Annotated in this window: 22 protein-coding genes and 1 tRNA gene; 8 read left to right on the forward strand and 15 right to left on the reverse strand. The window is 56.1% G+C overall.

Features of this window, described 5'->3' with window-relative positions; all coding sequences use genetic code 11:
- Positions 1 to 87 precede the first annotated feature (87 nt).
- The gene (locus KP702_RS00310) at positions 88 to 735 is read left to right on the forward strand and encodes a GcrA family cell cycle regulator (protein WP_202206234.1); all 648 of its coding nucleotides are present in this window, start codon (positions 88 to 90) and stop codon (positions 733 to 735) included.
- 57 nt (positions 736 to 792) lie between these two features.
- Here KP702_RS00310 and KP702_RS00315 read toward each other — a convergent pair whose 3' ends face one another.
- The 4 genes from KP702_RS00315 to KP702_RS00330 all read right to left on the reverse strand — a co-directional run bounded on the left by KP702_RS00315 (position 793) and on the right by KP702_RS00330 (position 7,759).
- Positions 793 to 2,421: an efflux transporter outer membrane subunit gene (locus KP702_RS00315; protein WP_202206235.1), complete on the reverse strand. Its 1,629-nt coding sequence runs from the start codon at positions 2,419 to 2,421 to the stop codon at positions 793 to 795.
- Entirely contained in the window at positions 2,418 to 3,599 is a 1,182-nt protein-coding gene (locus tag KP702_RS00320; RefSeq protein ID WP_202206236.1) for an efflux RND transporter periplasmic adaptor subunit, read from the reverse strand. Before KP702_RS00320 ends, KP702_RS00315 begins: the two co-directional genes overlap by 4 nt.
- Positions 3,599 to 6,772 carry an efflux RND transporter permease subunit gene (locus KP702_RS00325; RefSeq protein ID WP_215768340.1) on the reverse strand — a complete coding sequence of 1,058 codons (3,174 nt, stop codon included), beginning with the start codon at positions 6,770 to 6,772 and terminating at the stop codon, positions 3,599 to 3,601. The genes KP702_RS00320 and KP702_RS00325 overlap by 1 nt, the downstream gene beginning before the upstream one ends.
- Positions 6,773 to 7,075: 303 nt before the next feature.
- Positions 7,076 to 7,759: a polymer-forming cytoskeletal protein gene (locus tag KP702_RS00330; RefSeq protein ID WP_249211332.1), complete on the reverse strand. Its 684-nt coding sequence runs from the start codon at positions 7,757 to 7,759 to the stop codon at positions 7,076 to 7,078.
- A 294-nt stretch (positions 7,760 to 8,053) separates the two neighbouring features.
- Between KP702_RS00330 and KP702_RS00335 the strand changes: the two genes are divergently transcribed.
- Positions 8,054 to 9,034 carry an adenosine kinase gene (locus tag KP702_RS00335; protein ID WP_202206238.1) on the forward strand — a complete coding sequence of 327 codons (981 nt, stop codon included), beginning with the start codon at positions 8,054 to 8,056 and terminating at the stop codon, positions 9,032 to 9,034.
- A gap of 55 nt (positions 9,035 to 9,089) precedes the next feature.
- Here KP702_RS00335 and KP702_RS00340 read toward each other — a convergent pair whose 3' ends face one another.
- The 5 genes from KP702_RS00340 to KP702_RS00360 form a co-directional block, all read right to left on the reverse strand.
- Positions 9,090 to 9,890 (reverse strand): cytochrome c, encoded by an 801-nt coding sequence (locus KP702_RS00340; RefSeq protein ID WP_237389806.1) that lies wholly within the window; start codon positions 9,888 to 9,890, stop codon positions 9,090 to 9,092.
- Positions 9,891 to 10,003: 113 nt separating this feature from the next.
- Positions 10,004 to 10,828: a hopanoid biosynthesis-associated protein HpnK gene (gene hpnK / locus KP702_RS00345; protein WP_202206240.1), complete on the reverse strand. Its 825-nt coding sequence runs from the start codon at positions 10,826 to 10,828 to the stop codon at positions 10,004 to 10,006.
- Between the two features lie 97 nt (positions 10,829 to 10,925).
- On the reverse strand, positions 10,926 to 12,350 hold the full coding sequence (gene hpnJ, locus KP702_RS00350) for a hopanoid biosynthesis associated radical SAM protein HpnJ (protein ID WP_202206241.1): 1,425 nt from the start codon (positions 12,348 to 12,350) through the stop codon (positions 10,926 to 10,928).
- On the reverse strand, positions 12,347 to 13,561 hold the full coding sequence (gene hpnI / locus KP702_RS00355) for a bacteriohopanetetrol glucosamine biosynthesis glycosyltransferase HpnI (protein ID WP_202206242.1): 1,215 nt from the start codon (positions 13,559 to 13,561) through the stop codon (positions 12,347 to 12,349). Before hpnI ends, hpnJ begins: the two co-directional genes overlap by 4 nt.
- 58 nt (positions 13,562 to 13,619) lie before the next feature.
- Positions 13,620 to 14,276, reverse strand: a complete 657-nt coding sequence (locus tag KP702_RS00360; protein ID WP_202206243.1) for an ABC transporter substrate-binding protein — start codon at positions 14,274 to 14,276, stop codon at positions 13,620 to 13,622.
- Positions 14,277 to 14,578: 302 nt separating this feature from the next.
- On the opposite strand from KP702_RS00360, the gene hpnH reads away from it, so the two are divergent.
- Together hpnH and KP702_RS00370 are read left to right on the forward strand one after the other, a co-directional pair.
- Positions 14,579 to 15,775 carry an adenosyl-hopene transferase HpnH gene (gene hpnH, locus KP702_RS00365; RefSeq protein WP_099210969.1) on the forward strand — a complete coding sequence of 399 codons (1,197 nt, stop codon included), beginning with the start codon at positions 14,579 to 14,581 and terminating at the stop codon, positions 15,773 to 15,775.
- Positions 15,776 to 15,929: 154 nt separating this feature from the next.
- Positions 15,930 to 17,222, forward strand: coding sequence for a hemolysin family protein (locus tag KP702_RS00370; protein ID WP_202206244.1), 1,293 nt, complete (start codon positions 15,930 to 15,932; stop codon positions 17,220 to 17,222).
- 12 nt (positions 17,223 to 17,234) lie between these two features.
- Here the strand turns inward: KP702_RS00370 and KP702_RS00375 are convergent, their stop codons facing one another.
- Genes KP702_RS00375 through KP702_RS00385 form a run of 3 tightly spaced genes read right to left on the reverse strand, consistent with a single transcriptional unit; the run spans position 17,235 to position 19,068 of the window.
- A complete protein-coding gene (locus KP702_RS00375) occupies positions 17,235 to 17,642 on the reverse strand; it encodes a flagellar protein FlgN (RefSeq protein ID WP_237389807.1) in 408 nt (135 codons plus the stop codon).
- Positions 17,639 to 17,938 (reverse strand): rod-binding protein, encoded by a 300-nt coding sequence (locus tag KP702_RS00380; RefSeq protein ID WP_215768341.1) that lies wholly within the window; start codon positions 17,936 to 17,938, stop codon positions 17,639 to 17,641. The genes KP702_RS00375 and KP702_RS00380 overlap by 4 nt, the downstream gene beginning before the upstream one ends.
- Positions 17,938 to 19,068, reverse strand: a complete 1,131-nt coding sequence (locus KP702_RS00385; RefSeq protein ID WP_215768342.1) for a flagellar basal body P-ring protein FlgI — start codon at positions 19,066 to 19,068, stop codon at positions 17,938 to 17,940. Before KP702_RS00385 ends, KP702_RS00380 begins: the two co-directional genes overlap by 1 nt.
- A gap of 231 nt (positions 19,069 to 19,299) precedes the next feature.
- On the opposite strand from KP702_RS00385, the gene dksA reads away from it, so the two are divergent.
- On the forward strand, positions 19,300 to 19,713 hold the full coding sequence (dksA, locus tag KP702_RS00390) for an RNA polymerase-binding protein DksA (RefSeq protein ID WP_046900902.1): 414 nt from the start codon (positions 19,300 to 19,302) through the stop codon (positions 19,711 to 19,713).
- A 55-nt stretch (positions 19,714 to 19,768) separates the two neighbouring features.
- Positions 19,769 to 19,843, forward strand: a tRNA-Thr gene (locus tag KP702_RS00395).
- 430 nt (positions 19,844 to 20,273) lie between these two features.
- Here KP702_RS00395 and KP702_RS00400 read toward each other — a convergent pair.
- From KP702_RS00400 to KP702_RS00410, 3 genes are all read right to left on the reverse strand, one after another.
- Positions 20,274 to 21,725 carry a phosphomannomutase gene (locus tag KP702_RS00400; RefSeq protein ID WP_215768528.1) on the reverse strand — a complete coding sequence of 484 codons (1,452 nt, stop codon included), beginning with the start codon at positions 21,723 to 21,725 and terminating at the stop codon, positions 20,274 to 20,276.
- 336 nt (positions 21,726 to 22,061) lie between these two features.
- The gene (locus KP702_RS00405; protein WP_215768343.1) at positions 22,062 to 22,715 is read right to left on the reverse strand and encodes a TetR/AcrR family transcriptional regulator; all 654 of its coding nucleotides are present in this window, start codon (positions 22,713 to 22,715) and stop codon (positions 22,062 to 22,064) included.
- Positions 22,716 to 22,925: 210 nt separating this feature from the next.
- On the reverse strand, positions 22,926 to 23,156 hold the full coding sequence (locus KP702_RS00410; RefSeq protein ID WP_202206248.1) for a hypothetical protein: 231 nt from the start codon (positions 23,154 to 23,156) through the stop codon (positions 22,926 to 22,928).
- 36 nt (positions 23,157 to 23,192) lie between these two features.
- Here KP702_RS00410 and KP702_RS00415 point away from each other — a divergent pair, with 36 nt between their 5' ends.
- Both KP702_RS00415 and KP702_RS00420 read left to right on the forward strand, forming a co-directional pair.
- Positions 23,193 to 24,689, forward strand: a complete 1,497-nt coding sequence (locus tag KP702_RS00415) for an aldehyde dehydrogenase family protein (RefSeq protein WP_202206249.1) — start codon at positions 23,193 to 23,195, stop codon at positions 24,687 to 24,689.
- A 2-nt stretch (positions 24,690 to 24,691) separates the two neighbouring features.
- Complete coding sequence (locus KP702_RS00420) at positions 24,692 to 26,284, forward strand: GMC family oxidoreductase (RefSeq protein WP_202206760.1); 1,593 nt, start codon at positions 24,692 to 24,694, stop codon at positions 26,282 to 26,284.
- Positions 26,285 to 26,308: the final 24 nt, after the last annotated feature.

The raw sequence follows: 26,308 nt of genomic DNA on the forward strand, positions 1-26,308 counted from the left end.
CAAAAGATTCCGGTCCTGTAAAAAGGGTCGGCGGGTAACAGGATAGTGGGCCAAGACAGGCCCGGATGCGCGACAGAGGAACGATATATGGACTGGACGGACGAGACGATCGCCAGACTTCGCGAGTTGTGGAGTCAGGGACTTTCGACCGCCGAAATCGGCCGCCAGCTTTCCATCACGAAGAATGCTGTTGTTGGCAAGGCGCATCGCCTTGGCCTGCCGCCTCGCCCGTCACCCATCCGGAACCGCAAGGTCAAGGATGGCGAAACGCCGTCAACGGAAGTGCCACGGCGCAAGCCCCCCACCCGGAAGGCTGCGGCACCTGCCGAAGCAACTACTGACCTTTTGGGGGATAAGGTAGATGCCAAGGTTACCCCAGCCAAGGTGGATGCGCCCAAGGCTGCTCCTGCAAAGGCAGCAGAGACTGTGGCGGCCCGCCCTGTGGTTGCCCCAGTTGCACGCGCAACTGCGGTTCCACCCCTGAAGGCTGAAGCGCCCGCCAAGCCGCCTGCTCCGGAACCCCGTGTGGCTCCGCCGGTCCGTCCGGCTCCGCCGCCGCGTTTTACGGCCAGCATTGATCGTCCGACGCGTCGTGGGCCGTCCTGCTGTTGGCCGATCGGTGATCCGGGCACCCCGGGGTTCCATTTCTGTGGCGCGACCCCTCTGCCGGGTAAGCCCTACTGTGCGGAACATGCGGCCATCGCCTACGTCAAAATCCGCGATCGTCGCGATTAAAAAAAAGCCGTCCAAATGGACGGCTTTTTTATTGGCTATTTCTGGCCATCCGTCTGTTCAGGGATGGTTCGCCAGATCTCCCATTGGCAGGGAGGGAAGTTGCCTGTCATGGCCGAGGCCGGGCGTCGAAGGTGCGGTGCCCGTGAGGTTCTCGAACTGCTCCGGATGCTGTGATGCCGTGACATCCCCAACAGCCTTCGGGTGGTGCAGATTGTCATACTGGAGCGGCGCGATAGACAGCGTCTGGTCCATGGTTGGGAGCGCCTTGATGGACCACCCGCCACCCAGGCTGCGGATCAGGTCCACGTCTGCCGTATAAAGGCGCGTGGCGACCTCCACCTGATGGATGCGGCTTTCCAGTGTGTTTTCCTGACTGAAAATCGCTTCCAGGTATGTGCCAACGCCACCTTGATAAAGGGTCATGGTCATATTCTGGGTGTCGAGATTGGCTTTGACGGCCTGCTCCAGGGCAGTGTTTTCTTTGGAGAGGCGTTCAGTCCGGGACAAGCCATCTTCGACTTCGCGGAAGGCATCAAGAATCTTCATGCGGTATTCGTCGCGCGTTTCCCGATATGCTGACCAGGTTCTCTGGAGTTCCGCCCGACGCAGGCCACCATCAAAGAGTGGCATGTCGAGGCTGGCGCCATACGTCCAGAGTGAATTGGCCAGGTTGGCCAGATCGAAGCCATTGGACGCAAAACCGCCGCCCAGCTTCAAAGCGATATGCGGGTAGAATGCCGCACGGGCAATGCCGATTTCCCGGTTGGCCTGCGCCATTTCGCGTTCGGCCGACGCAATGTCGGGCCGACGTTGCAGCAGTTCGGAAGGCACGGTGGTTGGGATGCTTGGCTGGATGAAGCTGAACGTTTGAACCTGCGGAATATGGAACGCCGATGGAGACGAGTTGGTCAGAACGGCAATGGCATGTTCGGTGACCTGACGGGCCGCCTGAATATCCAGCTGAGCGGCCTGCGTGGTGTAGAGCTGTGCCTGAGCACGGGCCAGATCCAGACGTGGGGCTGCCTGATTCTGAACCTGATTTTCCGTGATGGTGACAGCCCGCTTATAGAAAGCGATGGACTGTGAGTAGATCGCATCCTGTGCGTCATAACCGCGCAGTTCAATATAATCGCGCGCCAGTTCCGCCTGTGTGCTCAGGCGCGCCATGGCGAAGTCTGCCGCGCGTTGCTGGGCAAACTGCTTCTGGGACCGAACGCGGTTCCGGATGGACGACCAGAAATCCGGCTCCCAGGACACGAGCCCGCCGTAATCCTCTTCCGTTTGCGTGAGGGTGGCACCATTGCGGAACAAGCGGTCAGCAGACTGTTTGTTGTCTGACGCACCGGCTTCCAGGCTGGCATGGGGGAGTAGTTCGGACCGCGCCGCGGCTACGAGGGACCGCGCCTGAATGAAGCGCTCGGCCGCTGCCTGAATGTCCCCGTTGTCTGCGGTTGCGCGTTCCTCAAGCTCGTTCAGGAGTGGATCATGCAGCATGATCCACCAGTTTTCCGGAAGGAGCGTATCAGCAGGCGTGGCGACAGCGAACGGTGCCTGACCCTGCCAGCTCGCCGGGACAACGAAGCTGGGGGCCTTGTAGATCGGGGCGAGATCGCAGGCTGACAGCCCCAGAAGGGAGAGGGCTGAACCGCAGGCGAGTGAAAAACGGCGAAGGATGGGGCTGATCATTGGTCTTTCCCATAGCCTGACTGGTTATAGCCGCGCTGACCTTCCACAACATTGACCTTGTCGCCTTCTAGCACATCGGCTGGTGGGTTGGAGATGATGCGGTCTGTCGGGGAAATGCCATTCTGGATTTCGGTCGATGTGTCGGCCATGCGACCAACGGTGACGTTCCGGTAATGGACGCGGCTGTTTTCATCGACGATGGCGACCTGCATGCCCTTTTCCTCGAAGACGAGAGCACTGGTCGGGATTTCGTAGAGATGTGCGTCTTCGTTGTGGGATTTCAGCGCTGCAGAGGCGAAGGTGCCCGGCCACAGGACTTCATCCTTGTTCTCAAGCGTAAACTCGGCAACGGCCGTACGGGTGGTCGGATCGAAGCCGCGTGATGTCGTCAGGTAATGGGCTTCAAACGTGCGGCCACGATACTGGGGCACACTGATGGTTGCGGTCAGATCCGGCTGCAGAACATAGGAGAATGTTTCTGGCACCGACACGAACAGACGCAGCTTCTGTACATCTGCAACCGTGAAGAGTTCGGATGCGCCACCGGTTGAGTTCAGGCCGCCGCCGCCATTGTTGACGTAATCACCGACGTTGATGTTACGCGCCGTCACGACGCCATCAAACGGTGCAACGATGGTCTTGAACTTCTCAAGAGCTTCGAAGTGATCAACGTTACGTTGTGCTGCATCCACTTCTGCATGGGCAGACTGTTCGTTTGCGTTGGACACCGAGACGGACTGCCCTGAAACGGACTGAGACCGCCCCATGGCGCGCCAGCGCTCGGCCGTCACGGTGGCGAGGTGGTACTTCGCCATTACAGAGTCCAGATCTGCCTTGGCCTGCGCATACTGTGCATCAAGGGCAGGGGCATTGATTTCGGCCAGAGCGTCGCCAGCCTTCACGTGTGCACCGTAGTCCTTGTACCACATCTTCACGTAGCCAGAGACCTGCGGGTAAATTGGCGCCTGATACCAGGCATCAATCGTGCCGGGGAGCGTCAGGGCGACCTTTTCAGGTGACTGTTTGGGCGTGACGACCGCGACGTTCTGGATTGCGCCAGCTTCAGTGTCAGCCTTCAGTTCCGTTGCCGCATGGGTTTTTTCGACAACGATGAAGCCCACGTAAAGCGCGAGAACGCAGCTTCCCGCAATGGCGAAGATTTTCGGAGAGCTGGCCATTAGACAGTTTCCTTCTGACGCGAAGAACGATTGTGGAGGATGGCGTAAACGCAGGGGACAAAGAGCAGCGTAGAGATCGTTGCGACCAGTAGACCGCCGATGACAGCCTTACCCAGTGGCGCGTTCGTGGAATTCGAAATGGCCATCGGGATCATGCCGACAATCATGGCGAGTGCGGTCATGAGCACGGGGCGGATACGGCCAAAGCCGGCTTCCAGTGCTGCCTTGAGGGCGTCACCATGGATTTCGAGGCGTTCACGGGCGAACGAGACCACGAGGATGGAGTTGGCCGTGGCCGTTCCCATGCACATGATGGCGCCCGTGAGAGCCGGAACGGACAGACGCGTATTTGTCAGGAACAGAGCCCAGGCAATACCGCCCAGAGCACCCGGCAGAGCCGTGATGATAATGAACGGATCAAGCCAGGACTGGAAGTTCACAACGATCAGCAGATAGATCAGCACCACGGAAACGCAGAGCCCGAAGACAAGCTGTGAGTAGGCACCATGCATGGTGGTGGCTTGTCCGTGGACGTCGATTTCAGCCGAGCGCGGGACGTTATCTGCGTCGGCCGCCAGTACCTTTTTCACGCCGTCCAGAACGGAACCCATGTCCGTGCCCTCGACGTTTACGTAAATGTCCATCTCGGACATCGAGTTGTAGTGAGACACTTCGCCCGGTGTTCCGGCTGCGATCACGTTGGCAACGGCACCCAGAAGCTGCGGGTCGATGTTCTCTGTGTTGCCTTCACCCTTGTCCACCGGAATGGTCAGCAGATCGCTCAGATGCGTCATCTGATCCTGTGAGGTGTAAAGGTTCAGCGGGAAGGTGACGTTGTCTTCCGGGTCAAGCCAGAACTGCGGGTCCACAACGGCTGAGCCCGACAGCGTGTACAGTTCGTTCTGGGCAATATCGGCTTCCGTCACGCCTGTTGCCTGACCAAAGGTCCGATCACCGTTAACCATCAGCGTCGGCGTGGACATGGTCTGCTGGATCGTGACGTCTGCAGCACCTGGAACCTGACGGATCTTGCCAATGATGTGACGGGCATAATCGTAGTTCAGCAGGGCATCCGGACCGGAAATCTGAACGTCAATCGGAGCAGAAGATCCAAAGTTCAGGATTTTCTGGGTCAGATCAGCAGGCTGGAATGTGAAGACCGTGCCGGGGAAACGCTGTGACAGATCCTTGCGGAGCAGCTTGCGGTAGTCCCAGACAGGGGAGGCATCATTTTTCAGGGCAATCGTCAGGTCGCAGTCCTGCGTTCCGACGCTTGGTGTGGGCATGAACGCCTGATTGTGGGGGCCTTCTGGCAGGCCGCAATCAGAAATGATGCTTTCAACCTTGCCTGCCAGATCCTGATGAATGCGATCATCCACGAGGGCAGCGATACGGCCAGCAACCTCGATACGCGTTCCCAGAGGTGCACGCATATGCATCTGGAGAGTGCCGGATTTCACTTCAGGGAAGAAGTCTCGCCCTGCGAAGGCATAGAGTCCGGTTGAGGCAATGGAGATCAGCATAAAAATGCCGACGAAAGCGCCACGGCGGCTGATGCAGCGCTCCAGCAGGCTGCCATAGCCATCGCGGAAACGGTTGAAGCGGGCTTCGAATCCGGCCTGGAACCGGCCAAAGAAGCCTTTGGGTTCAGGGTGGCTATGATCGGTTTCACCATGCGCGCCATGATGAACCTGTCCTGCGAGAAGATACTTGGCCATGGTCGGTACGAGCGTACGGGACAGGATGAAGGACGCGATCATCGCGAAGATGATGGCTTCTGCCATCGGCATGAAGAGGTAGCCTGATACGCCATCCAGTTCGAAGAGTGGCAGCCAGACAATACAGATGCAGGTTGTGGAAACGAAGGTCGGGATGACGATCTGGTTTGCCGCATCAATGATGGCGAGTTCCAGATCCTTGCCCATTTCAAGATGGGTATCGATGTTCTCGATCATGACGGTGGCGTCATCTACGAGAATACCAACGGCAAGAGCCAGACCACCTAGCGTCATCACGTTGATGGACTGACCCGCCCAGCCCAGTCCGATGAGTGCGCACAGAATGGCCAGCGGAATGGATGTGGCGATGATGACGGTCGAGCGCCAGGAGCCAAGGAACAGCAGAACCACGATTCCTGTCAGGAACGCGGCCGTGATCATTTCCTGAACGACGTCCTTGATCTGGTCTTTCACCATCACGGAGGCGTCTTCAAGGATCGAGACATGCACATCAGGTGGCAGAATTCGACGCAGACGCGGAAGAAGCGCCTTGGTCGCAGCCACAACATCGAGAGTGGAGGCGGTACCACCCTTCTGGGTAATGACTTCTACGGCCTGACGTCCCTTCACCAGCACCAGGTTTGTCTGAGGATGGCCACCGCGATAAACGTCCGCGACGTCCCTCACATAGATGACCGCATTGCCAACCCGTTTGACGGGGATATTGGCAATGTCTTCCATGCTTTGCGGAGCTGCGTTGGTCTGCACCATCCAGTCGGTCGCATCGATTTTCTGGTCACCGGCTGGCAGAACGATGTTCTGCTTGCGCAGTGCGGCCTGTACGTCCGCCGCAGCAAGATGATGGGCCCGAAGCTCGGCCTGGTTCATGGAAACCATGACAAAGCTGTCCATGCCGCCATTCGGGTGAGCCACGACGGCACCCGGAACGGTTGCGAGCAGTGGACGAACTGTAATTACGCCGAGTTTGAACAGATCGGACGGTGTTTGTTTGTCAGATGTGATCTGCAAAGCAATGACGGGAACCTGAGACGGGTTCAGGGCCATGATCATTGGTGCAGGCACCATGGGCGGAAGGCCCAGGAGCACTGTCTGCGAAATTGCCGTCACTTCTGCTTCGGCTTCCCCGATGGGCGTGCCGGGCTGGAAGTAAATATCTACAATCGACCGGCCATAATAGGAGTTGGACTCCATATGTTCGATGTTCTGAACTGTTGTCGTAACAGCCAGTTCGAAGTTGTAGGTAATACGGCCAGCAAATTCCTGTGGCAGAAGACCTGGATAGGTCCAGACCGCTGCGACGACCGGAATCTTGATATTGGGGAATACGTCCGTTGGCGTCCTGAGGATCGAGAGGATGCCAAGCATCACAATCAGAATCGACAGGACGACGAACGTTAAGGGTCGTCTTAGCGCGGTGACAACAATGGCATTCATTGGTTGGCGCGTCCTGATGCGGTTTAGGTAGATGCGCCGATATACACACTATGTTGTAAAGCTGGATTTAAACTCCCATTTAATACAGAGATTTAATTAAATGCAGATTTAATCTGTTGTTTGAAGTCGTGTATTCTATACGGCCTGTAATGAATTTATATTTATTAAAAGTAAATTTATTATAGAGAAAGTGGATTTGTATCAGAAGTGGGCTTTCCCGGGACATTGCGTATACGAAAAAGCCCGCTCCCCAGTCAGGGGAAGCGGGCTTTTCGATACCTTCAGAGAAAGATGGAGGCTGGATCAGCCTTCAGCTTTTTCCTCAGCGGCTTCCGGAGCAGCCTTCGCAGGTTCCACGATCGGGGAGCGTGGGGCGACGCCATCCGTGATCATTTCGAGCTGACCGGTGATCTGGCCACCATCTTCAACCTGCAGACGACGGCACTTTGCCTTGCCGATCAGACGACCGCTGCCGCGGATTGTAAGGCTGCCGTTGACAGTCAGTGTGCCGTCAATCGTGCCGGCAACTTCTGCATCTTCAACTTCGATCGCACCGCGGAAGACACCGCCCTGTGCAACAACGACTTCCGCCGCCTGAATCATGCTGGACTCGACAGTCCCTTCAACGACCAGACGCTCGGCATCCTGAACCGAACCCTGAACGCTGATACCACGGCCGACGACCAGCGTGCGACGCTCCGGACCCGTCTGGCGCGGTGCTCCCGGTACGCCTGCTGCACCCGGACGGGGCGCAGTTGCCGGCGTTGCGCCCGGCAGGTTGTTCGGGGATGGCGGCGCCGGGAAAGGGGTACGACCCATAGATGCGGGGTCCTTCTGCTGGTTGGGCTGCGGGCTGGCTGTTCCGGATCCGGACGCAGGAGTGGTCTGGCTGGAAGCATCCGGCCGGTTGGGAAAGATGGGCTGCCCGGCGAGCTTGCTTGTCTCGGCAGGCTTTGCGTCTTCTTCCGGTTTGCGTCTTCTGAACAAGGAAACCCCGCTACGGATCTGGAAAGAACAAGGACTATGTCTCGGCCGCTCGACACCGGACCTGCTGGTGCAGGGTTTGTCAGGAACGGCCTCTGACAAGGCTTACACGGTCACGCCCCGAACGGACAACCCGCGCTTGCGTGCAAATGTCATAATCTGACATGCGCAGAACAGGAGAGTGCATTCGTCCCGGGTGTTGGCGTGTTCCCAGAGGGCACCTATGATCGTGTTGATTTAATGGCGCAGATGGCGTCTTGAACGATTTTTTGCCTTTTTGTGAACTCTGGAGCCTTAATGTCAGCCCCCAAGCATGATCTCCTCTGCATCGGCAACGCGATTGTCGATGTTCTTGCCTCTGTTGACCCGGCTGTTATTGCCGATCTTGGTGCAACTCCAGGCAGCATGACACTGATTGATGCCGCAACCGCGCAGGACATTGAAAACCGTATAGCTGTAGAGCGTGTGGCCGGTGGCGGCTCCGGTGCCAACACAGCCGTGGTTGCGGCCCGTATGGGCGCAAAAGTCTCTTATCTTGGCAAGGTCGCTGAAGATCAGGCCGGGACGCATTTTGCGCAGGACATCCGCGATCAGGGCCTGACTTTTCCGTCCCAGCCGCTGGCTGCGTCTGAAGAAATCCCGACCGCGCGCTGCATCGTGCTCGTGACGCCCGATGGGCAGCGTACCATGTTCACTTATCTCGGGGCTTGCACGGAATTCACACCGGCAGACGTTCACGAAGAGACAGTCACGGATGCTGCCATCACGTACATGGAAGGCTATCTGTACGATAAGCCCCATGCTCAGGCGGCTTTCGAACATGCCGCCACGCTGGCCCGCAAGGCTGGCCGTCGGGTTGCTCTGACACTGTCAGATACGTTCTGCGTGGGCCGTCATCACGCGGCATTCCGTGGGCTCGTTGCCGGTCACGTCGATATTCTCTTTGCCAACGAAGCCGAGCTTCTGGCGCTGTACGAAACGACTGATTTCGAAGAAGCCCTGCGTCAGGTCGCTGCAGAAACCCAGCTGGCTATCATCACGCGGAGCGAAAAGGGCGCTGTCGTTATCAGCAAGGGCGAGCGTCACGATGTTCCAACTACGCCGGTCAAGGTTGTGGATACGACCGGCGCTGGTGATGCATTTGCGGCCGGATTCCTTGCTGGCCTGAGCAAGCAGCATGATCTTGTGACTTGCGCGAAGCTCGGCAATCAGGCTGCTGGTGCCATCATCACGCGCTTTGGTGCGCGGCCGCAGGAAGATTTTACTCTGCGCGCCTGAGGGCAATACGTGATCCGGGGAAGTTATTTCCCGGATCATCCCATAGTCCTACGCTTCAAAGATGTTTCTGGGCCAATCCTGACTGGCCGACTTCCTGAAGATAGGTCCAGAGTGCATCCAGATCGCTTTCCGAGATGGCGCTTTCCGGAAAAGACTCCATGTGTTCGCTTGGCCACTTCCTGACCTGCTTCGGGTTGCGGATGATGGCCCGGAATCCCTTGGGCGTTATGTACTCTGTTACCGGGATGGGGCGCCCGAGATCCGGTCCCATGCTTCCCTCGCCAACGCCCATGAGCTGATGGCAGGGCAGGCAGTTTTCTGCAAAAATGACCTGGCCTTTTGCGGCGGGTTCGCTCGTGCCAGACGGCAGCTCATTACTTGAGGATGGGGTAATGGCAGCGAGCTGGTCGACCCATTGTTCCTGCTTGATGATGCCAACTTCCTCGCCGGTCCACACAAGGGCAAATGGTCCCAGGTCATGGCCGTGAGGACGGCGTTTAGGCCATTCCTTGTCTTCAATGGCGATCCACGCAGTGACGTGATGTTTGCGTGCCTGTTCAAAGACACTCCTGGGAATTTCCGCCGTAAAAAGATCTGTGGCCTGAAAAGCCAGCGCATCATCCTGATGGATCAGCGCTGAAAGTGGGATCGCGGGAACGTCTGGTCCTAGAGGCTGCTTGATATGGGACAGATCGAGCCTCTGGGTTTCCGGGCGATGCAGAAGCTCTTCAACGCTGAATTTATGAACGGTATCGCCGTCTTTGACGCTCAGAACTGTGGATGGATTAGCCCAGGCTGGTGAGGCTACAAGCCCGACGAGAAAAAACAGTCGTTTGAAAACATGCCGTCCGTTCATTCTTGCCTTCACCCCTCTAAATCCTTGTTAATTCAAAAGTCTACAGTTCCCTGATATCATAATGATCTCGGAACGGAGTGAGTAAACAGCAAAAAAACGAGCGGTCCGACGCCTTAAAGATCCGACCAGCCAATCCGATCTATCTTTTCCTGTGTGAAAGCGTCGCGAACACCGGAATCGAGAAGAGCGGCCAGTTCTCCCTCCTGATCATAGGTCGGCATAAAGCGGTGCATCATGGCATTTTGGGCTGTGGCGGGATGGAAATAGATCTCGCTAACCCCATCCGGCAGTTTGGGGATCAGGGAACGGATACGATCAGGCGTCATATGGCCAGACCAGCGCAGCCCGAAACACCAGTCGTTCGTCTTGAGGCCCGCTTTGTGGATCTGATGGCGAAGGACTCCAATCCAGCGACGCAAGGCGCGATCACCGATGCTATCTTTTGCGTCCACAGGCTCAGGTGGCTCAAACGGAGAGCGCACAGCTTTCAGGCCATGCTCCAGCCCCGATTCAATCAGGAAGCGCCCTACAGTGGGGTGGAGATGCATATGCTTGTGGGCATTTGCGTGATCCAGCGGAAGGCCTGTACGGGCAAAGACGCGGTACTGCGCTTCAATTTCACGACGGATAGCGCTTCGGGCATGAGGGCTGAAGAAATATTCGACGCCTAGCCGAAGCTGGTTGCGACCAAACCAACCCTGTTCATCCGTGATGGCGGGAAGATCCAGGACGGATTTCCCTTCGATGGCGACAATATGTAGCCCCACCCGCAGATTGGGCATGGACTTGGCCCGACGGATTGCGTCCGCTGCGGCATCTCCGGCGACCATCAGGCTTGCCGTTGAAAGGACGCCCTTGCGATGGGCTGCCTCGATGGCTTCGTTGACTTCCAGGCTCATGCCGAAATCATCGGCGGAAACAATGGCGCGACGGGTCACGATGAAGCTCCGGAATAGGGGAAGAAGGTCATGAAAAAAGGGGCATGGCCGTCAAGCCATGCCCCTTTTTGAGAAAACGAGGCCGTCAGGGACGGTCTCAGGCCGCGTGACGGTCCTTGAGGAACTGGAAGAATTCCACACCTTCGCGCAGACGACGCTTCATCATCTGCGGGCTGCGGATCATCTCGTTCAGGATGGAAGCGATCTTGGAGCCGCGGAAATAGAACTTCCGATAGAATTCTTCGACGCTCTCGAAGATTTCCGTGTGCGACAGGTGTGGATAATGCAGGGGAGCAATCTGCACACCGTTCTCGTCAATCAGCTCGGCCGCATCCACGTTCAGCCAGCCATTCTCGGTTGCCTGCTTGTGGAGTGCCGTGCCCGGATAAGGAGCGGCCAGAGAAACCTGCAGCGTGTGCGGGTTGATTTCCTTGGCGAAAGCGATGGTCTCCTGAATGGTTTCCTTCGTTTCGCCCGGCAGGCCGACAATGAACGTGCCATGGATCTTGATGCCCAGCTTGTGGCAGTTCTTCGTGAATTCCTTGGCGACTTCGACGCGCATGCCCTTCTTGATGTTGTGAAGGATCTGCTGGTTGCCGCTCTCATAACCCACGAGGAGAAGACGCAGGCCGTTCTCCTTCATGATCTTCAGCGTGTCGTAAGGAACGTTCGCCTTGGCATTGCAGGACCACGTAACGCCCAGCTTGCCCATTTCACGGGCAATCGCTTCGGCGCGCGGCAGATCGTCCGTGAAGGTGTCATCATCGAACATGAATTCCTGTACTTCCGGGAAGTACTGCTTGGCGAGACGGATCTCGGCAGCAACATGCTCCGGGCTACGCGTGCGGTAGCGATGGCCGCCAACCGTCTGCGGCCACAGGCAGAACGTGCAGCGGGATTTGCAGCCACGACCCGTGTAGATGGAAATGTAAGGGTGCTTCAGGTAGCCGATGAAGTAGTCGTTGATGTTGAGATCACGCTTGTAGACTTCCGTTACGAACGGAAGGCTGTCCATGTCCTCAATCATCGCGCGTTCTTTGTTCGCGATGATCTCGCCGTCAGCATTACGCCAGGTGATGCCGTCCACTTCCGCCAGCGGCTTGCCCTCGGCGATTTCCTTGATTGTGAAATCGAACTCGTTGCGCGCCACGAAGTCGATCGGGCTACCCTGTCTCATGCTCTCGTCAGGCTGCACGGCAACCTTGGCGCCGACCATGCCGATCATGATCTTCGGGTTGGCGTCTTTGATCATCTGCGCCACGCGGACGTCTGATGCGAAGGACGGCGTGGAGGTGTGCATGACGACGAGGTCGCGATTCTTCACGTCCTCAAGGATCGGATCCATGCCCATCTTCGCCGGTGGGGCATCGATCAAGCGGGAGCCGGGCACCAGAGCTGCCGGCTGAGCCAGCCATGTTGGAAACCAGAAAGACTTGATTTCACGCTTGGCCTGATAACGGGAACCAGCACCACCATCGAAGCCGTCGAAGGAAGGAGGCTGGAGAAAAAGGGTTCTCATCATGATCGGACACTCCTGTGGGTGGTGGCGCCAGACTGGAACGCTGTGGCGCGCGCCGAAGATTTACGTTTTCTTCGGGCGATATGGACCGTTCTGCCGCGCCATGCAACGCGTGACCCTCTTGCACTGCCCACCATGATGGCTGCGGAGAGCCAGTCACGGATGACCAGAAGAGGGATTGCAGCGGGCAAAGGACACTCCGTTGCACGGTCTATAATGCGGCTTCCAAGGCCACGAATGGCCCATGTCAGCCCAAGCAGCAGCCAGGTCCACCATGTGTTGGGACGAAAAAGAACGGCTGTGACGGCCCAGAACAGCGGGAGCTGAATGGAAGACAGGCCATAGCCGACGGGTTCAACATTCTTGACGGTTCTGCCCCAGCGTAACTCGTGAGAGAGCAACTCGCTGAGGGTATGTTCGCCAACGGTGGTATGGGTGAGGGACGGCGCAATGGCGATGCCCTGACCACGCTGACGGACAAGCTGACCAAGTTCAGCATCGTCGGCCACGTGATCGACCAGAGCTTCCAGTCCGCCAATTTCAGTCAATGTCTGTCGAGTGAGAGCCATGGTGGCGCCCAGACAGTCCTGACGACCCAGCAGGCGTGACATCATCACGCCTGGCAGAAAATTGTGGTTGATCTGACAGGCGCCAAGTTGCTGGACCAGCGTTCCACCAGCTGTGCGCCCGGCATAAAGAGTCGTCACAAGTCCGACACCTGGAGTTTCGAGGCTGGAAACGACGTGCTTCAGGTAAGTCGGAGCGCAGTGAATGTCAGAGTCTGAAATGACCAGAACATCGTGCTGCCCCTCATCAAACATGTTGATGAGGTTGCTGACTTTCCGGTTCGGACCATGTTCCGCAGCATTGATGACAATGCTGACAGGGACATGCGGATGTTTCTGCCGAAGATCCTGAACGACGAACAGAGCCGTATCGGCTTCGTCGTGAACGCCAAAGACAATCTGGAAGTCCGGATAGTCCTGCGCGAAGACACTCTCAAGCGCTTCCCGGAGCAGAGGCTCATTGCCGTGAAGAGGCTTGAGTACTGTAACAGCTGGCCAACGCCTGCCCGACATGCGGACGGCCTCGTCCTCTCGACGTTCCCGCGTGCGGAAACGTGCAAGAAGGGTAGCCCCCGTAAGGGCCTGAATATTTCCAGCTACAGATACGAGTGTACAGAAGCCAGCTGCAATGGAGAGAGGTGAAGGCACGGCGGTCTTTTATCTCCCCTTCACATCAGGAAGGAAGAGCTTCGTAGCCGCGCGGGACTCAATCATGCAGGAATTTGGTCGTTTTCCGGTCCAGCAGATCTGCAAGACCGCTTGCACCGCCCTGAGACAGAGCGCCGCCGAAATCGGCACGTTGTGCGGCAACCTGGCTGATATGGGCATCCAGAAGAATGTCTGTGATGCGCCAGCCTGATGGGCCATTCGTCATGATGTAATCGATTGGCGTGCCACCATCAGAACCGCCGCCAATGGTCGTATCCACAATCTGTCCACCCGTTGGGTTAGGGCGGGTCTGTGGCAGGATCGTGAAGACAGCGTTGCTTCCCGGTTTGAAAGAAGATGCATATCGCGCGATTGTGAACTGACGGAACGATCCAAGCAGACGGGTGCGATCAGCTGCGCTCAGATTATTATAGCGCACCCCCACAGAGCGACGCAGAATGGCCTCAAGATCAAACGCATGGTCAACGGCCGGCGCAATCATCGCGGCGCGTTGCTGTGCAGTCTTGCCCGTCGTCTGCGCAGTTTTCAGAGCATCATACAAACCCTGAATTGGCGCGGCTGGCGCGGATGCAGAGCTTTCGCTGGCTGCTGGGGCGGTCTGGGCTTGCGCTGCTGCCACCGGGACGCCTGCGAAGAGGCTGGTCACAAGAAGGGACAGAGTCGCGTTCTGGGCAAATCGGGAATTCATGGTCATGCTTTCGTCCTCTGAGACGTTTTATGCAAGAGGTCATGCTCTTGCTGCACGGTATCAACCGCCGGATGCGGAAATCGTTCTGTGGTCGAATGGCCACATCACTACATAGAATTGCAACCAACGACATTGAGGCCCACATGGCAATGAGGCTATAGCCAGTCAATCAAGAGTCCGATGCGCCTTCTCGGTGCCGGTTAACACAAACCGACATTGCCTAGGCCATACGGGCCTCATTCAGATGTTTAGGGCCCCGGCGCGCTGTCACGGCGCACACTGTCGGTGGCTAGAACCAGAGGATTATAATGGCCGTTCCTTTGATGCAGGCTGTCCGAGTCGGACGGTACGTTGTCAAGCAGCACCTCACGGGCCGCAAGCGATATCCGCTGGTCCTGATGCTCGAACCGCTGTTCCGCTGCAATCTGGCGTGTGCCGGTTGTGGTAAAATCGACTACCCGGCACAGATCCTGAACCAGCGCATGAGCTTGCAGGAATGTCTGGATGCCGACACGGAAGCAGACGCCCCCGTCATTGCCGTTGCAGGTGGTGAACCCCTTCTGCACAAGGAAATGCCTCAGATCATCAAGGGTCTGATTGCGCGCAAGAAGTACGTTTACCTTTGCACAAACGGTCTTCTCCTTGAGAAGAAGCTCGACGATTACGAGCCATCCCACTTCTTCTCCTGGGACGTGCATCTGGACGGCGACAAGCTGATGCATGACTCGTCGGTCTGTCAGGACGGCGTGTTCGAGAAGGCGACAGCAGCAATTCGGGCCGCCAAGGCACGTGGCTTCCGCGTTTCCATCAACTGCACGGTCTTTGATGGTGCGGTTCCCGAGCGTCTGGCTGCGTTCTTCGATGAAGTCATGGCTCTGGGCGTTGATGGCATCATGACGGCTCCGGGCTATGCTTACGAGCGCGCTCCGGACCAGGCTCACTTCCTGAACCGCCAGAAGACCAAGCAGCTTTTCCGCGATGTCTTCCGTCTGGGTAAGGGCAAGAAGTGGCGCTTCACACAGTCGCCGCTGTTCCTGAACTTCCTTGCTGGTAACGAGAACTACCACTGCACACCTTGGGGCAAGCCCCTTCGTACGGTGTTTGGCTGGCAGCGTCCCTGCTATCTGCTGGGTGAAGGCTATGCCAAAACCTTCAAGGAGTTGATGGACGACACCGAGTGGGAGAAGTATGGCACAGGCGCATATGAGAAATGCGCTGACTGCATGGTTCACTCAGGCTACGAATCCACAGCTGTGATGGATGCCGTTCGTCGTCCCTGGCACATCGCCAAGGTCGCACTGTTCGGGCCGGAAACTGAAAAGCCGATGGTTCCGGAAATCTCGCTCGCCAACCAGCGTCCTGCCGAATACGGCTATGAAGCGCAGGTTGAGCAGCAGATGGAAAAGATCACGACAGGTGGCAAACCGGCTCGTGGTCCGCGTGTCCGTGTAAATGGCCGGCCGGCAGCCAATACTGTGACTGCGGCAGCTGACGCCGCTGACTGACACAGTCTTTTTTGGACTGGGTTATGCAGAAAGACCGGCCTTCAAGGCCGGTTTTTTTGTATTCTGTCATACAGAACTATGAGTGTGGCATGAATGTCATGGTGTCGAACGGCAGTCCTGACTATCATCAGGGTCTCATTACTCCGGCCGGACCATGTTGACCCCGATCTTTGTTATTTGCCTGCTTATTCTTCTGAACGCTGTTTTTGCCATGGGAGAGCTGGCACTTATTTCAGCCAAGCGCCCTCGGCTGGAAGTCCTTGCAAAGCAGGGTTTCCGCGGCGCGCCCGCAGCACTCCGCCTTGCGGAAGACCCGCATGCGTTTCTTCCTACCGTTCAGATCGGCATGACGCTGGTTTCGATTCTGGAAGGTACGTTTGGTGGTAGCCAGATTGAAGCCAACATCCGGGACTGGATAGCAACCGTTCCCGCTCTGCACCCCTTTGCGGGTGAGCTCTCGATTGTTCTGGTCGTGGCGATCATAACTTTTGCGATGCTGGTATTTGGTGAACTGGTTCCCAAGCAGATTGCGTTGCAGCAGCCTGAGATCATCGCGTCTCGCCTGTCCTGGCTCCTGGTCGTCGTCGCCCGTGTGGCTCAGCCTGTCGTGTGGCTTCTGAGCGGCACGTCGTCGCTTGTACTGCGCCTGCTTCGTGTCGGACCTCTAACCCGTGCCGCTGTGACGGAGGAGGAACTCCGAGCTGTTCTCGCTGAAGGCGCGCGCGCGGGCGTTCTGGAAACGGACGAACAGGCCATGATCGAACGCCTGCTCCGGCTGGCTGACCGTCCCGTCCGAGCCATCATGACACCTCGTAATGAGCTGTTCTGGGTGGATCGTCACGCTGATCAAGAAACGCTCGTGCGCAAGCTCAGGCAGTCATCCTATGCGCGGATCGTGGTGTGTGAAGGGGACGTCGATCATCCGGTTGGCGTCATTCTTGCCAAAGACATCATGGACCGTCTGTTGCTAGGAATGCCGGTGTCCATTGAGGCAGCATTGCGCGAACCGCCTGTCATTCCTGATAGTCTGAGCGCGCAGGACATGATTGAACGCCTGCGCGGTGTAAATATCGGCATAACTTTCGTTCTGGACGAATACGGCTCTTTCGAAGGCATCGTGACACCGTCTGACGTTTTCGAAGCCATTGTCGGTGAAGAAAAGACCGAAGCCAATTCCTTCGAACTCCAGGCTGCCGAAGGCGGAGATGAATACCTGTTTGATGGATTCATGCCTGCCGATGAGCTCCGCTCTCGCCTGGACCTGCCGGAGCTGCCCGGGGGAGGCAGTTATCATACGCTGGGTGGGGTAATTCTGGCTTTGTTGCGACGTGTTCCAGCTAGAGGCGATAAGGTCGCCTTTGAAGGCTGGCTGTTCGAAGTGCTGGAAATGGATCGCCGCCGCGTCTCGAAGGTTAAGGTTAGCAGGCAGGTTCTAGCTGAAGACTAATTCTGCTTCTGGTCAGGCACGGCTAATGAACAGTGCCTGCCGTTGTCCTTCCTCCTGGGCATACGTCCCTGTATGCCCATAGCCCTGAACCATTTCTGACGGTGGAAAAGTTGTCAGGAGTTCTATGACGCGTTTCTGCGAAGAAATTGCGTGCTGGAGTAACTCGCCGTTTCGCTTTCCTAGCGCGATCATCTCTTCCAGAAGACTACGATGCTCTGGAGACAATGGTGTACCTGCAAAAGCACACGCATCCTTTTCAGAGGCCGTTGCGATGGCTGTTTCCAGTTCTGCTGCTATGTCTTGTTTCTGTGGAATAAGCTTCAGGGCGTCAGAAAGTCGCGCTTCTGACAGGGCATCATTTTCAAGCGCCAGAATCGCAATAAGCTTTTTCATTGCTGAGATGATGGACGTGGTCATCATTTTTGTTCCTGCATGGCCAGCATCTGTCGATCAATGGCGTCTGTCATGCCCAAGCCGCCGTTGTTCTCCATCTGCTTCGCAATTTGCTCCACCAACATGGGACGGAATTGCTGCTCTCCCGCTCCTCCACTGAACATATTCTGACTGTCATCGCTGGACTGGAACATGGGTTGAAGCATCTGGTTGATGGTCATGGATTCAAAATCCCTCGCTGCTTTAAGGGTCTTTGCAGCATCCGGGGCATTGTCATGAAGGGCATAGCCCTGTGATAGCGGCTTTAGGTTTGAGACAGTCATCAGCGCATCTCCAGTTCTGCCTGCAGGGCTCCATCCGCTTTGATGGCTTGCAGAATGCTGATCATGTCACGTGGGCCAACCCCGAGTGCGTTCAGGCCGGACACCAGTTCTCTTAAGGTCGTTCCACCCGGAAGAACGGCCAAATGACTATTCTTGCCTGTGTCAACTTTGACGTTGGTACGAGGGACAACAGCAGTCTGGCCGTTTGAAAACGGCCCAGGCTGAGAAACTTGTGGGGTTTCCGTGATCTGAACGGTCAGATTGCCCTGCGCAACCGCCACTGTGCTGATACGGACGTCGGCACCCATGATGATTGTTCCGCTGGCTTCGTCCACGATGACCTTAGCCGGGTTATCGGGCGTCACCAGCAGGTCTCCAATGCGAGACAGTGTGGGGACCGGGTCACGGGTACTGAGGTCCAGAAGGACTGTTCGAGGGTCTTCGACAACAGCGATGGGACCTATTGTGCGGTTGATAACGGCTGCCATTCGGCTTGCTGTCGTCAGATCAGGGTTCCGTAGACTGAGATGCAGATTTTTGCGGTGACTGAGATCGAACGGAACCTCACGCTCTACAACCGCACCATTTGCGATATGGCCACTGGTTGGAACGTTGCGGGTCACGGAAGCAGCAGCACCGCGTGCACTAAAGGCATTTGTCGCCAGGCTACCCTGCGCGACGGCGTAAACTTCGCCATCTGCTGCCATGAGAGGGGTAACGAGGAGTGTTCCCCCTGTGAGCGATGAGGAATCACCAGCGGCAGAGACGGTGACGTCAATCCGATTCCCGCCATGGGCAAACGCTGGCAGGTCTGCCGTGACCATGACCGCTGCGACGTCATGAGTCTGTAACTGTGTCTCCTGATCCCGAATGTTGACACCGAGCCGGTTGAGCATGGAAATCAGAGTCTCTCGGGTAAAAATGGAATTTGTCAGCCGGTCCCCTGTGCCGTTGAGACCGACCACGAGGCCATAGCCAATCAACTGGTTGGTTCTGACGCCTTCCATGTCCGTGATGTCCTTGATGCGGACGGTGGCAGCCAGCGTCAGAGACGGGATGCACAGGATAAAAGCGCAGAAAATAGCGGTTAGGCGCCGAAAAATTGGATGAGAGCTGAAGACGACAGACATGAAAGTTCAGTGAAATCCTGACGGGTTAAACTGTAACAAAGACCCTTTGACACTCAGGATGACGCGGTATCGTAAAGAAACACCTAACACGGGCGCGGAATTCTGCGGTTGAAGGAGATATGGAATAAAGATCTACGGGGTTGGCGAAATGATCTGTGATGGCTATAAGCCGCGCGTTATCGCCCGCGGCTATCGATCGGACGTTGGCGGATTAGCTGGGATTGGATGCGCATGATTACGCTACCGCCGGATTATACCCCTTCCGACGAAGAAGAATTCATGAACCCCCTCCAGGTGGAGTACTTCAGGCAGAAGCTTCTGCGCTGGCGTGCGGACCTGCTGAAAGAGGCTGACGGGACACTCGCCAGTCTCTCAGAAGGCGGGATTCATGAATCTGACATTACAGACCGTGCAAGCGTCGAAACGGATCGTGCTTTCGAGCTGAGAACCCGTGACCGTGCGCGTAAGCTTATTGCCAAGATCAATATGGCTCTGCTGCGGATCGAAGACGGAAGCTACGGTTTCTGTGAAGAAACCGGCGAGCCTATCGGTCTGAAGCGCCTGGAAGCACGTCCGATTGCTACGCTTTCCATTGACGCTCAGGAACGTCACGAGCGCATGGAAAAGGTACATCGCGACGATTAAGGGGGTTGCACTTGGCGCGCTGAAGAGATACGAAGCGCGCCAAGGCACCGGTACTGCTGCTGTAGCTCAGTGGTAGAGCACTCCCTTGGTAAGGGAGAGGTCGACAGTTCAATCCTGTCCAGCAGCACCAGTCTTTTCCCAGAAAATCGTTGAAGCTTTGCTTGGCCTTGGCTGCTACAGTAGGCCACATCAAGGTTTGAGAAGAATTAACTGAGCGAGCCAGACAAGGCTGCCACTGCGTGCTTGAGTATGATGCCCATAAAGCATTTTAATCTCGCCGCACGCTCTTTCCTAAGAATTGCGCCATCATTCCGAACGGAACACCGCTTGTTCAGCGGTGTTCGTTGTCTACGCTGACTGTATAATGAGCTGGCGATATAAGAATAGGCCGCTGCGCTTCTGCGGCCATCCTTGTAGATTTTATCCAAAACACAGATACGCGCTTACGGCCTATAAAGCCTTAGAAATACGTCAGCAAAGTTTGGACCCCAGAATCAGGCAGTCCGTCTTCCAGTCATTCTCTGGATAATTACTTAGAGATACCGGCGAGCTGTAGATTGTTAGGCTAGCCATTTAGCAACATTCTGCAGGCTTTGAGTGAGTAATTCTTCAGCCCGTTCCTGAGTCTCAGCTTCCACATAGAGGCGTAATTCCGGAGCATTGCCTGACGGACGTAAATGAATAATGTCGCCCTGCTTGAACGTCATACGTATGCCGTCCGTCTCATCTACCTGCGTCACAGGACCACACATGGTCACGAATCCCAGCATGTTGGTCACACCAGGAATATCGTCACGGAGTATCTGAAGCTGTGCTCTGCTGCGTTCCGTAGCGATCTCTTTCAACCGGTCACTGACTGTAAAGCGGGGTGGAAGGGTGGGGAGAAGCCCTGCAAGACCGTCCTGACGGCTCTGTGCTTCAATGAGCGCACAAAGCATGGGAAGAACCGCATCCCGCGTTGGGAGGGACCGAAGTATTTTTCCATCTTGAACAATATTACTGGCTAACAGGAAGCCGCCATTGGCCTCATAGCCCATGGAAGGTACGAAGCCTTCTGCCGCTGCATCCATCATTGCGGAGACAACAAATGGCGAGCCAATTCGTGTCCGTCGGACAGAGGGGACAAATCCTGATGCTTCAAGCGCGGTGTTGCTGCTGATTGGAGTTGAGACTGCTGCAGCTCCCAGCTTCCGGGCAGCCAGAATACCCAGCACGTCTCCCCGGATCCAGCGGCCTTTCTGATCGGCCAGAAGAGGACGATCCGAGTCACCATCTGTGGTAAGGATGGCATCATACTGCCCTTCTTTAGCCCAGTCGCGCGCCAGATCCACGTCCTCCGGACGCACGGCTTCCGTATCCACGGAAACGAATACATCAGAGCGTGCTAGTGGAACCGCTTTTCCGCCCAGAGCTTCGACAATGGTGACCAGAACGTCACGACCGACCGCGGAGTGCTGGTAAATTCCCAGTGTCAGACCGGACAAGGAGGCGGCACCAAAGAAGTGACGATAGCGCTCTATGTAATCGGCAATAACGTCGGTGACGGCAGGAAGTGTGAAGTCTGTTCTCAGATGACCCTGTGCGTCAAACCAACCCTCAGGCAGAACAACGTCCTGTGTCCGCATGGCAGCTTCATCGTCTTTCAGGAATTCGCCATGGGCACGATTGAATTTGATCCCGTTGCGGTCATCAGGAATGTGACTGCCGGTCACCATGAGAGACGGGATACCGCGAGAGAAGGCGTAGAGGCTTAGGGCAGGTGTCGGTACGAAACCACAGAAGACTGGCTCACCCTTCATCCAGGCAATTGCAGCGGCGCACGCCCTTAGAATGCTCGGTGTACTGGGGCGAAGGTCACCAGCAATAGCCACAGATGTTCCGGGAGCAAATTCCCCTAGTGTTTCAAGGTGCTTTAGGTACCCCACAGTGTAGGCAAAGCACACAGTATCTGTCATGGCCGTAACAAGGCCTCGGGCCCCGCTCGTTCCGAATGGGACGCCAGACTGCACCATCCACTCTGAAATCTTCATATCTCAATTCTATCCCGTCTGAGTGGTAGCTATTTAATAATTAGTATCAGAAATTTACTCGTAGGTTTTTCTGATAGCGCCTAGCCCGTTTGAAAGCCATTTCGCGGACTGTAGATTTTAAGGCATTTCAACCAAATCTGGGCAAAATCCTGACGTATTTGGAAGAAAGCAAAAACAGGCGTCTGTCGTTTGATACGCTCGCGCGTGGAGCATGCCTTGGTCGACCAGCGCTCCTGGAAGGGGCTGTGCATCCTCACGGTCGGGATCGAGCTGGCTATTATGAGATCGTCCTGCGTCCTCTTTAAGTTTGTGCAGTGCTCAAAGAGAAACAATCCTCAATATTGTCTCGATGTTAAAGCGAATGCGCTCTGCCTGAGCGGCCTCAGACATCAGCTCTCGTTCGAAAATGATTGAGCCGGTGTACTGGTTTGTGAAGTAGTAGTAGCTGACAGCTGCAATGGTGATATTGAGCTGGACGGGATCAACGCCCTCTCGAAAGAGGCCTTGTGCCACCCCACGCGTCAAAATCGTGTCGACAAGGCCGACGAAGCGTCGACTGACAATTTTGACGGCATCGGAAGACTTCAGATGCCGGGCCTGAGCCAGATTCTCGCTATTCACCAGTGAAATGAATTCAGGGTTCTGAATGTAGTAGTTCCAGGTAAAACGGACGAGTCGTTCCAGAGCTTCTCTTGGGTCCAGACTATCCAAGTCCAGCTTCTTCTCGGATTCCCGAATATCAAAATATGCGTTTTCCAGAACAGTTTGGAAGAGCTTCTCTTTGCTTTCAAAATAGTGATAAATCATGCGCTTATTGGCATTGGCTTCTAGCGCGATTGTATCGACACGGGCTCCTTCAAGGCCATTTTTCGCAAATTCTTTCTTTGCCGCCTCGAGAATCCGGCTCTTTGTAGCCTCGGCGTCGCGGATGCGAGGGCGGGGCGACTGTGTGTCTGGGGACTGTGCACTCAACGGGAAATCTCGCTTTTTGCTGGAGCCGGGCCTGAAGTTCCCGCTTTATGGCCGGAAACGCGCAGACGTCAAAACATCACATAAAAAATAACATATAAAAGAGATTTATCTATCACTATAACGTGATTTATGGGATTTTTCATTATGCGCTACCAAAGTAACCAGATGGTGCGAAGGGCGATTTGATCTCTCCATGGTGGAGGGGTGAAATCAGGAAGCGGGAGTGAGGAAAACATTTCGAACAGTAGTTTTTTCGGAAACATTTTCGGAGAAATAGTCTTCTTGTGGAGGGTCCTGTCCACAGCGCACATTTTGAAAATGAGGTAAAACTCCCTCCAGCGCACCGCCAGCCGTAGGCGGTTCAACAGTATCTTTACCGTTAAATAATCCTGGTGCGCTGACCGTCTGCTCACGGGACAATCTGAAACGACGATGCGTCATTGAGCGCTCGTCAAAAAAGACAGGGAGAAGCCGTCAATGAACAAGATGGCACAGAAACTGGCTCCATCCGGAGTGGCTCGTGACTTTGGGTTTTTCATCGATGGTGAGTGGCGCCACGGACGTGAGATGTTCGAGCGCAAGTCTCCCAGTCATGATGTTATTGTCACGCGAATTGCACGTTGCACGGAAGACGATCTGAATGATGCGGTAGCCGCCGCGCGTCGTGCGTTTGAGAACGGCACATGGGTTGGTCTGGCAAGCTCAGAGCGCAGTGCGATCCTGCTGAAAACGGCTGAGCTTCTGAAGCAGCGTCGCGATGACATCGCCTTTTGGGAAGTGTTGGAAAACGGCAAGCCGATCTCACAGGCCAAGGCCGAGATCGACAACTGTATTTCCTGTTTCGAGATGGCTGCCGGTGCCGCGCGCCTTCTGCACGGCGACAGCTTCAACAATCTGGGCGAAAGCCTGTTCGGAATGGTTCTGCGCGAGCCGGTGGGTGTCGTTGGCCTCATCACGCCTTGGAACTTCCCGTTCATGATCCTGTGTGAGCGAGTGCCGTTCATTCTGGCATCAGGCTGCACGGTCGTCGTGAAGCCAGCGGAAGTCACCAGCGCTACAACGTTGATGCTTGCCGATATTCTAACGGAAGCCGGCCTGCCAAAGGGCGTCTATAACGTCGTGACGGGCACCGGAAAGAGTGTTGGTCAGGCTCTGACGCAGCACCCGGATGTAGATATGCTGTCCTTCACTGGTTCCACGGGTGTTGGCCGATCCTGTATCCATGCATCCGCAGACAGCAACCTCAAGAAGCTTGGTCTGGAGCTTGGTGGCAAGAACCCGATTGTCGTCTTTGCGGACAGCGATCTGGAAGATGCGGCCGATGCGGTGGCCTTTGGGATCAGCTTCAACACCGGGCAATGCTGCGTATCGTCCAGCCGTTTGATCGTTGAAGAGTCTGTAGCCGACAAGTTCGAAAAGCTTGTTGTCGCTAAGATGGAAAAGATCCGCGTGGGCGACCCGTTTGACCCGGAAACGCAGATTGGCGCCATTACAACGGATGCGCAGAACAAGACCATTCTCGACTATATCGAGAAGGGTAAGGCCGAAGGCGCGCGCGTTCTGTGTGGCGGGAACAAGGTCGATCTGGGTCGTGGGCAGTACATTGCGCCAACGCTCTTCACAAATGTGAAGCCGGATATGTCCATTGCGACGGACGAGATCTTTGGTCCGGTGCTGTCCGTCTTCCGGTTTGGCACCTTGGAAGAAGCAATCTCGTTGGCCAATGACACGGTTTATGGTCTGGCCGCGTCTGTCTGGACGAAGGACATTAGTAAGGCCCTGAAGGTGACGCGTAAGGTTCAGGCCGGGCGCTTCTGGGTTAACACGATCATGGCTGGCGGCCCTGAAATGCCGCTGGGTGGTTTCAAGCAGTCTGGCTGGGGCCGTGAAGCGGGCATGTATGGGGTGGAAGAATACACCCAGATCAAATCCGTTCACGTAGATCTCGGCAAACGGACGCACTGGATCGCATAATGATGACTGGTTTCGATTACGTTATCGTTGGTGGCGGCTCGGCAGGATGTGTTCTTGCCGCCCGTCTCTCCCGAAACCCGGCGGTGCGCGTCTGCCTGATCGAAGCAGGCAAGCGTGACACCAATCCGCTCATTCACATGCCGGTTGGCTTTGCGAAAATGACGACAGGCCCCCTGACATGGGGGCTTGTCACCACACCGCAGAAGCACGCCAATAACCGCCAGATCCCGTATGTGCAGGCGCGTGTTCTCGGTGGTGGTTCATCCATCAATGCCGAAGTCTTCACGCGTGGCCATCCATCTGATTTCGACCGGTGGGAGCAGGAGGGAGCTGACGGCTGGGGCTTCAAGAACATTCAGAAGTATTTCATCCGCTCTGAGGGAAATTCCATTCTTGCGGGATCATGGCACGGAACGGATGGTCCACTCGGCGTGTCGAACCTGGATTGCCCCAATCCCGTCAGCCGCGCCTTCGTACAGAGCTGCCAGGAAATCGGAATTCCGTATAACCCTGACTTTAACGGTCCAGTTCAGCAGGGTGCTGGTATTTACCAGCTGACGGTGCGCAATAACCGGCGCTGCTCTACGGCCGTTGGATATCTGCGTCCCGCTCTGAAGCGTAAGAACCTGACGGTGATTACTGGCGCGATGGTTCTGAAGGTCGTCTTCGAGGGGAAGCGTGCAGTCGGCGTGCAGTACATTGCGGACAAGCAGATGCACACTGCGCGTGCTGAGCAGGAAGTGCTGGTCACGTCCGGTGCAATCGGAACGCCAAAGCTGATGATGCTGTCTGGTGTTGGTCCGGCTGCACATCTGAAAGAACACGGTATTCCCGTTGTTCATGATCTGCCGGGTGTGGGTCAGAATCTTCAGGATCACTTTGGTGTCGATATTGTTGCTGAGCTGAAAGGCCATGACAGTTTCGACAAGTACAACCAGTACAAGTGGATGATGTGGGCTGGCCTACAATATTCGCTGTTTAGAAGTGGTCCAGTGGCGTCGAACGTCGTGGAAGGCGGAGCCTTCTGGTACGGCGATCCGGCTGCAAGCTGCCCGGATCTTCAGTTCCACTTCCTGGCGGGCGCTGGCGCGGAAGCGGGTGTGGCGTCTGTTCCGAAAGGGACGTCCGGCATCACGCTCAACAGCTATACGCTTCGGCCAAAAGCGCGTGGGTCTGTCACGTTGCGTTCGTCTGACCCTCGGGAAGCACCGATTGTGGATCCGAATTTTCTGGGTCACCCAGACGATCTGCGGACAACGGCCGAGGGCGTTCGCCTGAGCTATGAAATGTTCGGCAGCCACTCGCTGCAACAATACATCAGCAAGGTCTGCCTGCCAGAAGGCGGTGGCCGTACGCTCAAGGCATATGAGGATTATGCCCGCCAGCAGGGACGCACATCCTATCATCCGACCTGCACGTGCAAAATGGGCAGGGACGAAATGGCGGTTGTTGATCCACGCCTGCATGTGCATGGTCTGGAGGGCATCCGGATTTGTGATAGCTCGGTCATGCCATCATTGCTTGGGTCTAACACCAATGCGGCAACGGTCATGATTGGTGAACGAGCGGCGGACTTTATTCTGGGGAATGCTTGAGAACGATAACCTTCTCAAGCGGCG

This window comes from Gluconobacter sp. P5B12, from assembly GCF_018812035.1.
Taxonomy (GTDB): domain Bacteria; phylum Pseudomonadota; class Alphaproteobacteria; order Acetobacterales; family Acetobacteraceae; genus Gluconobacter.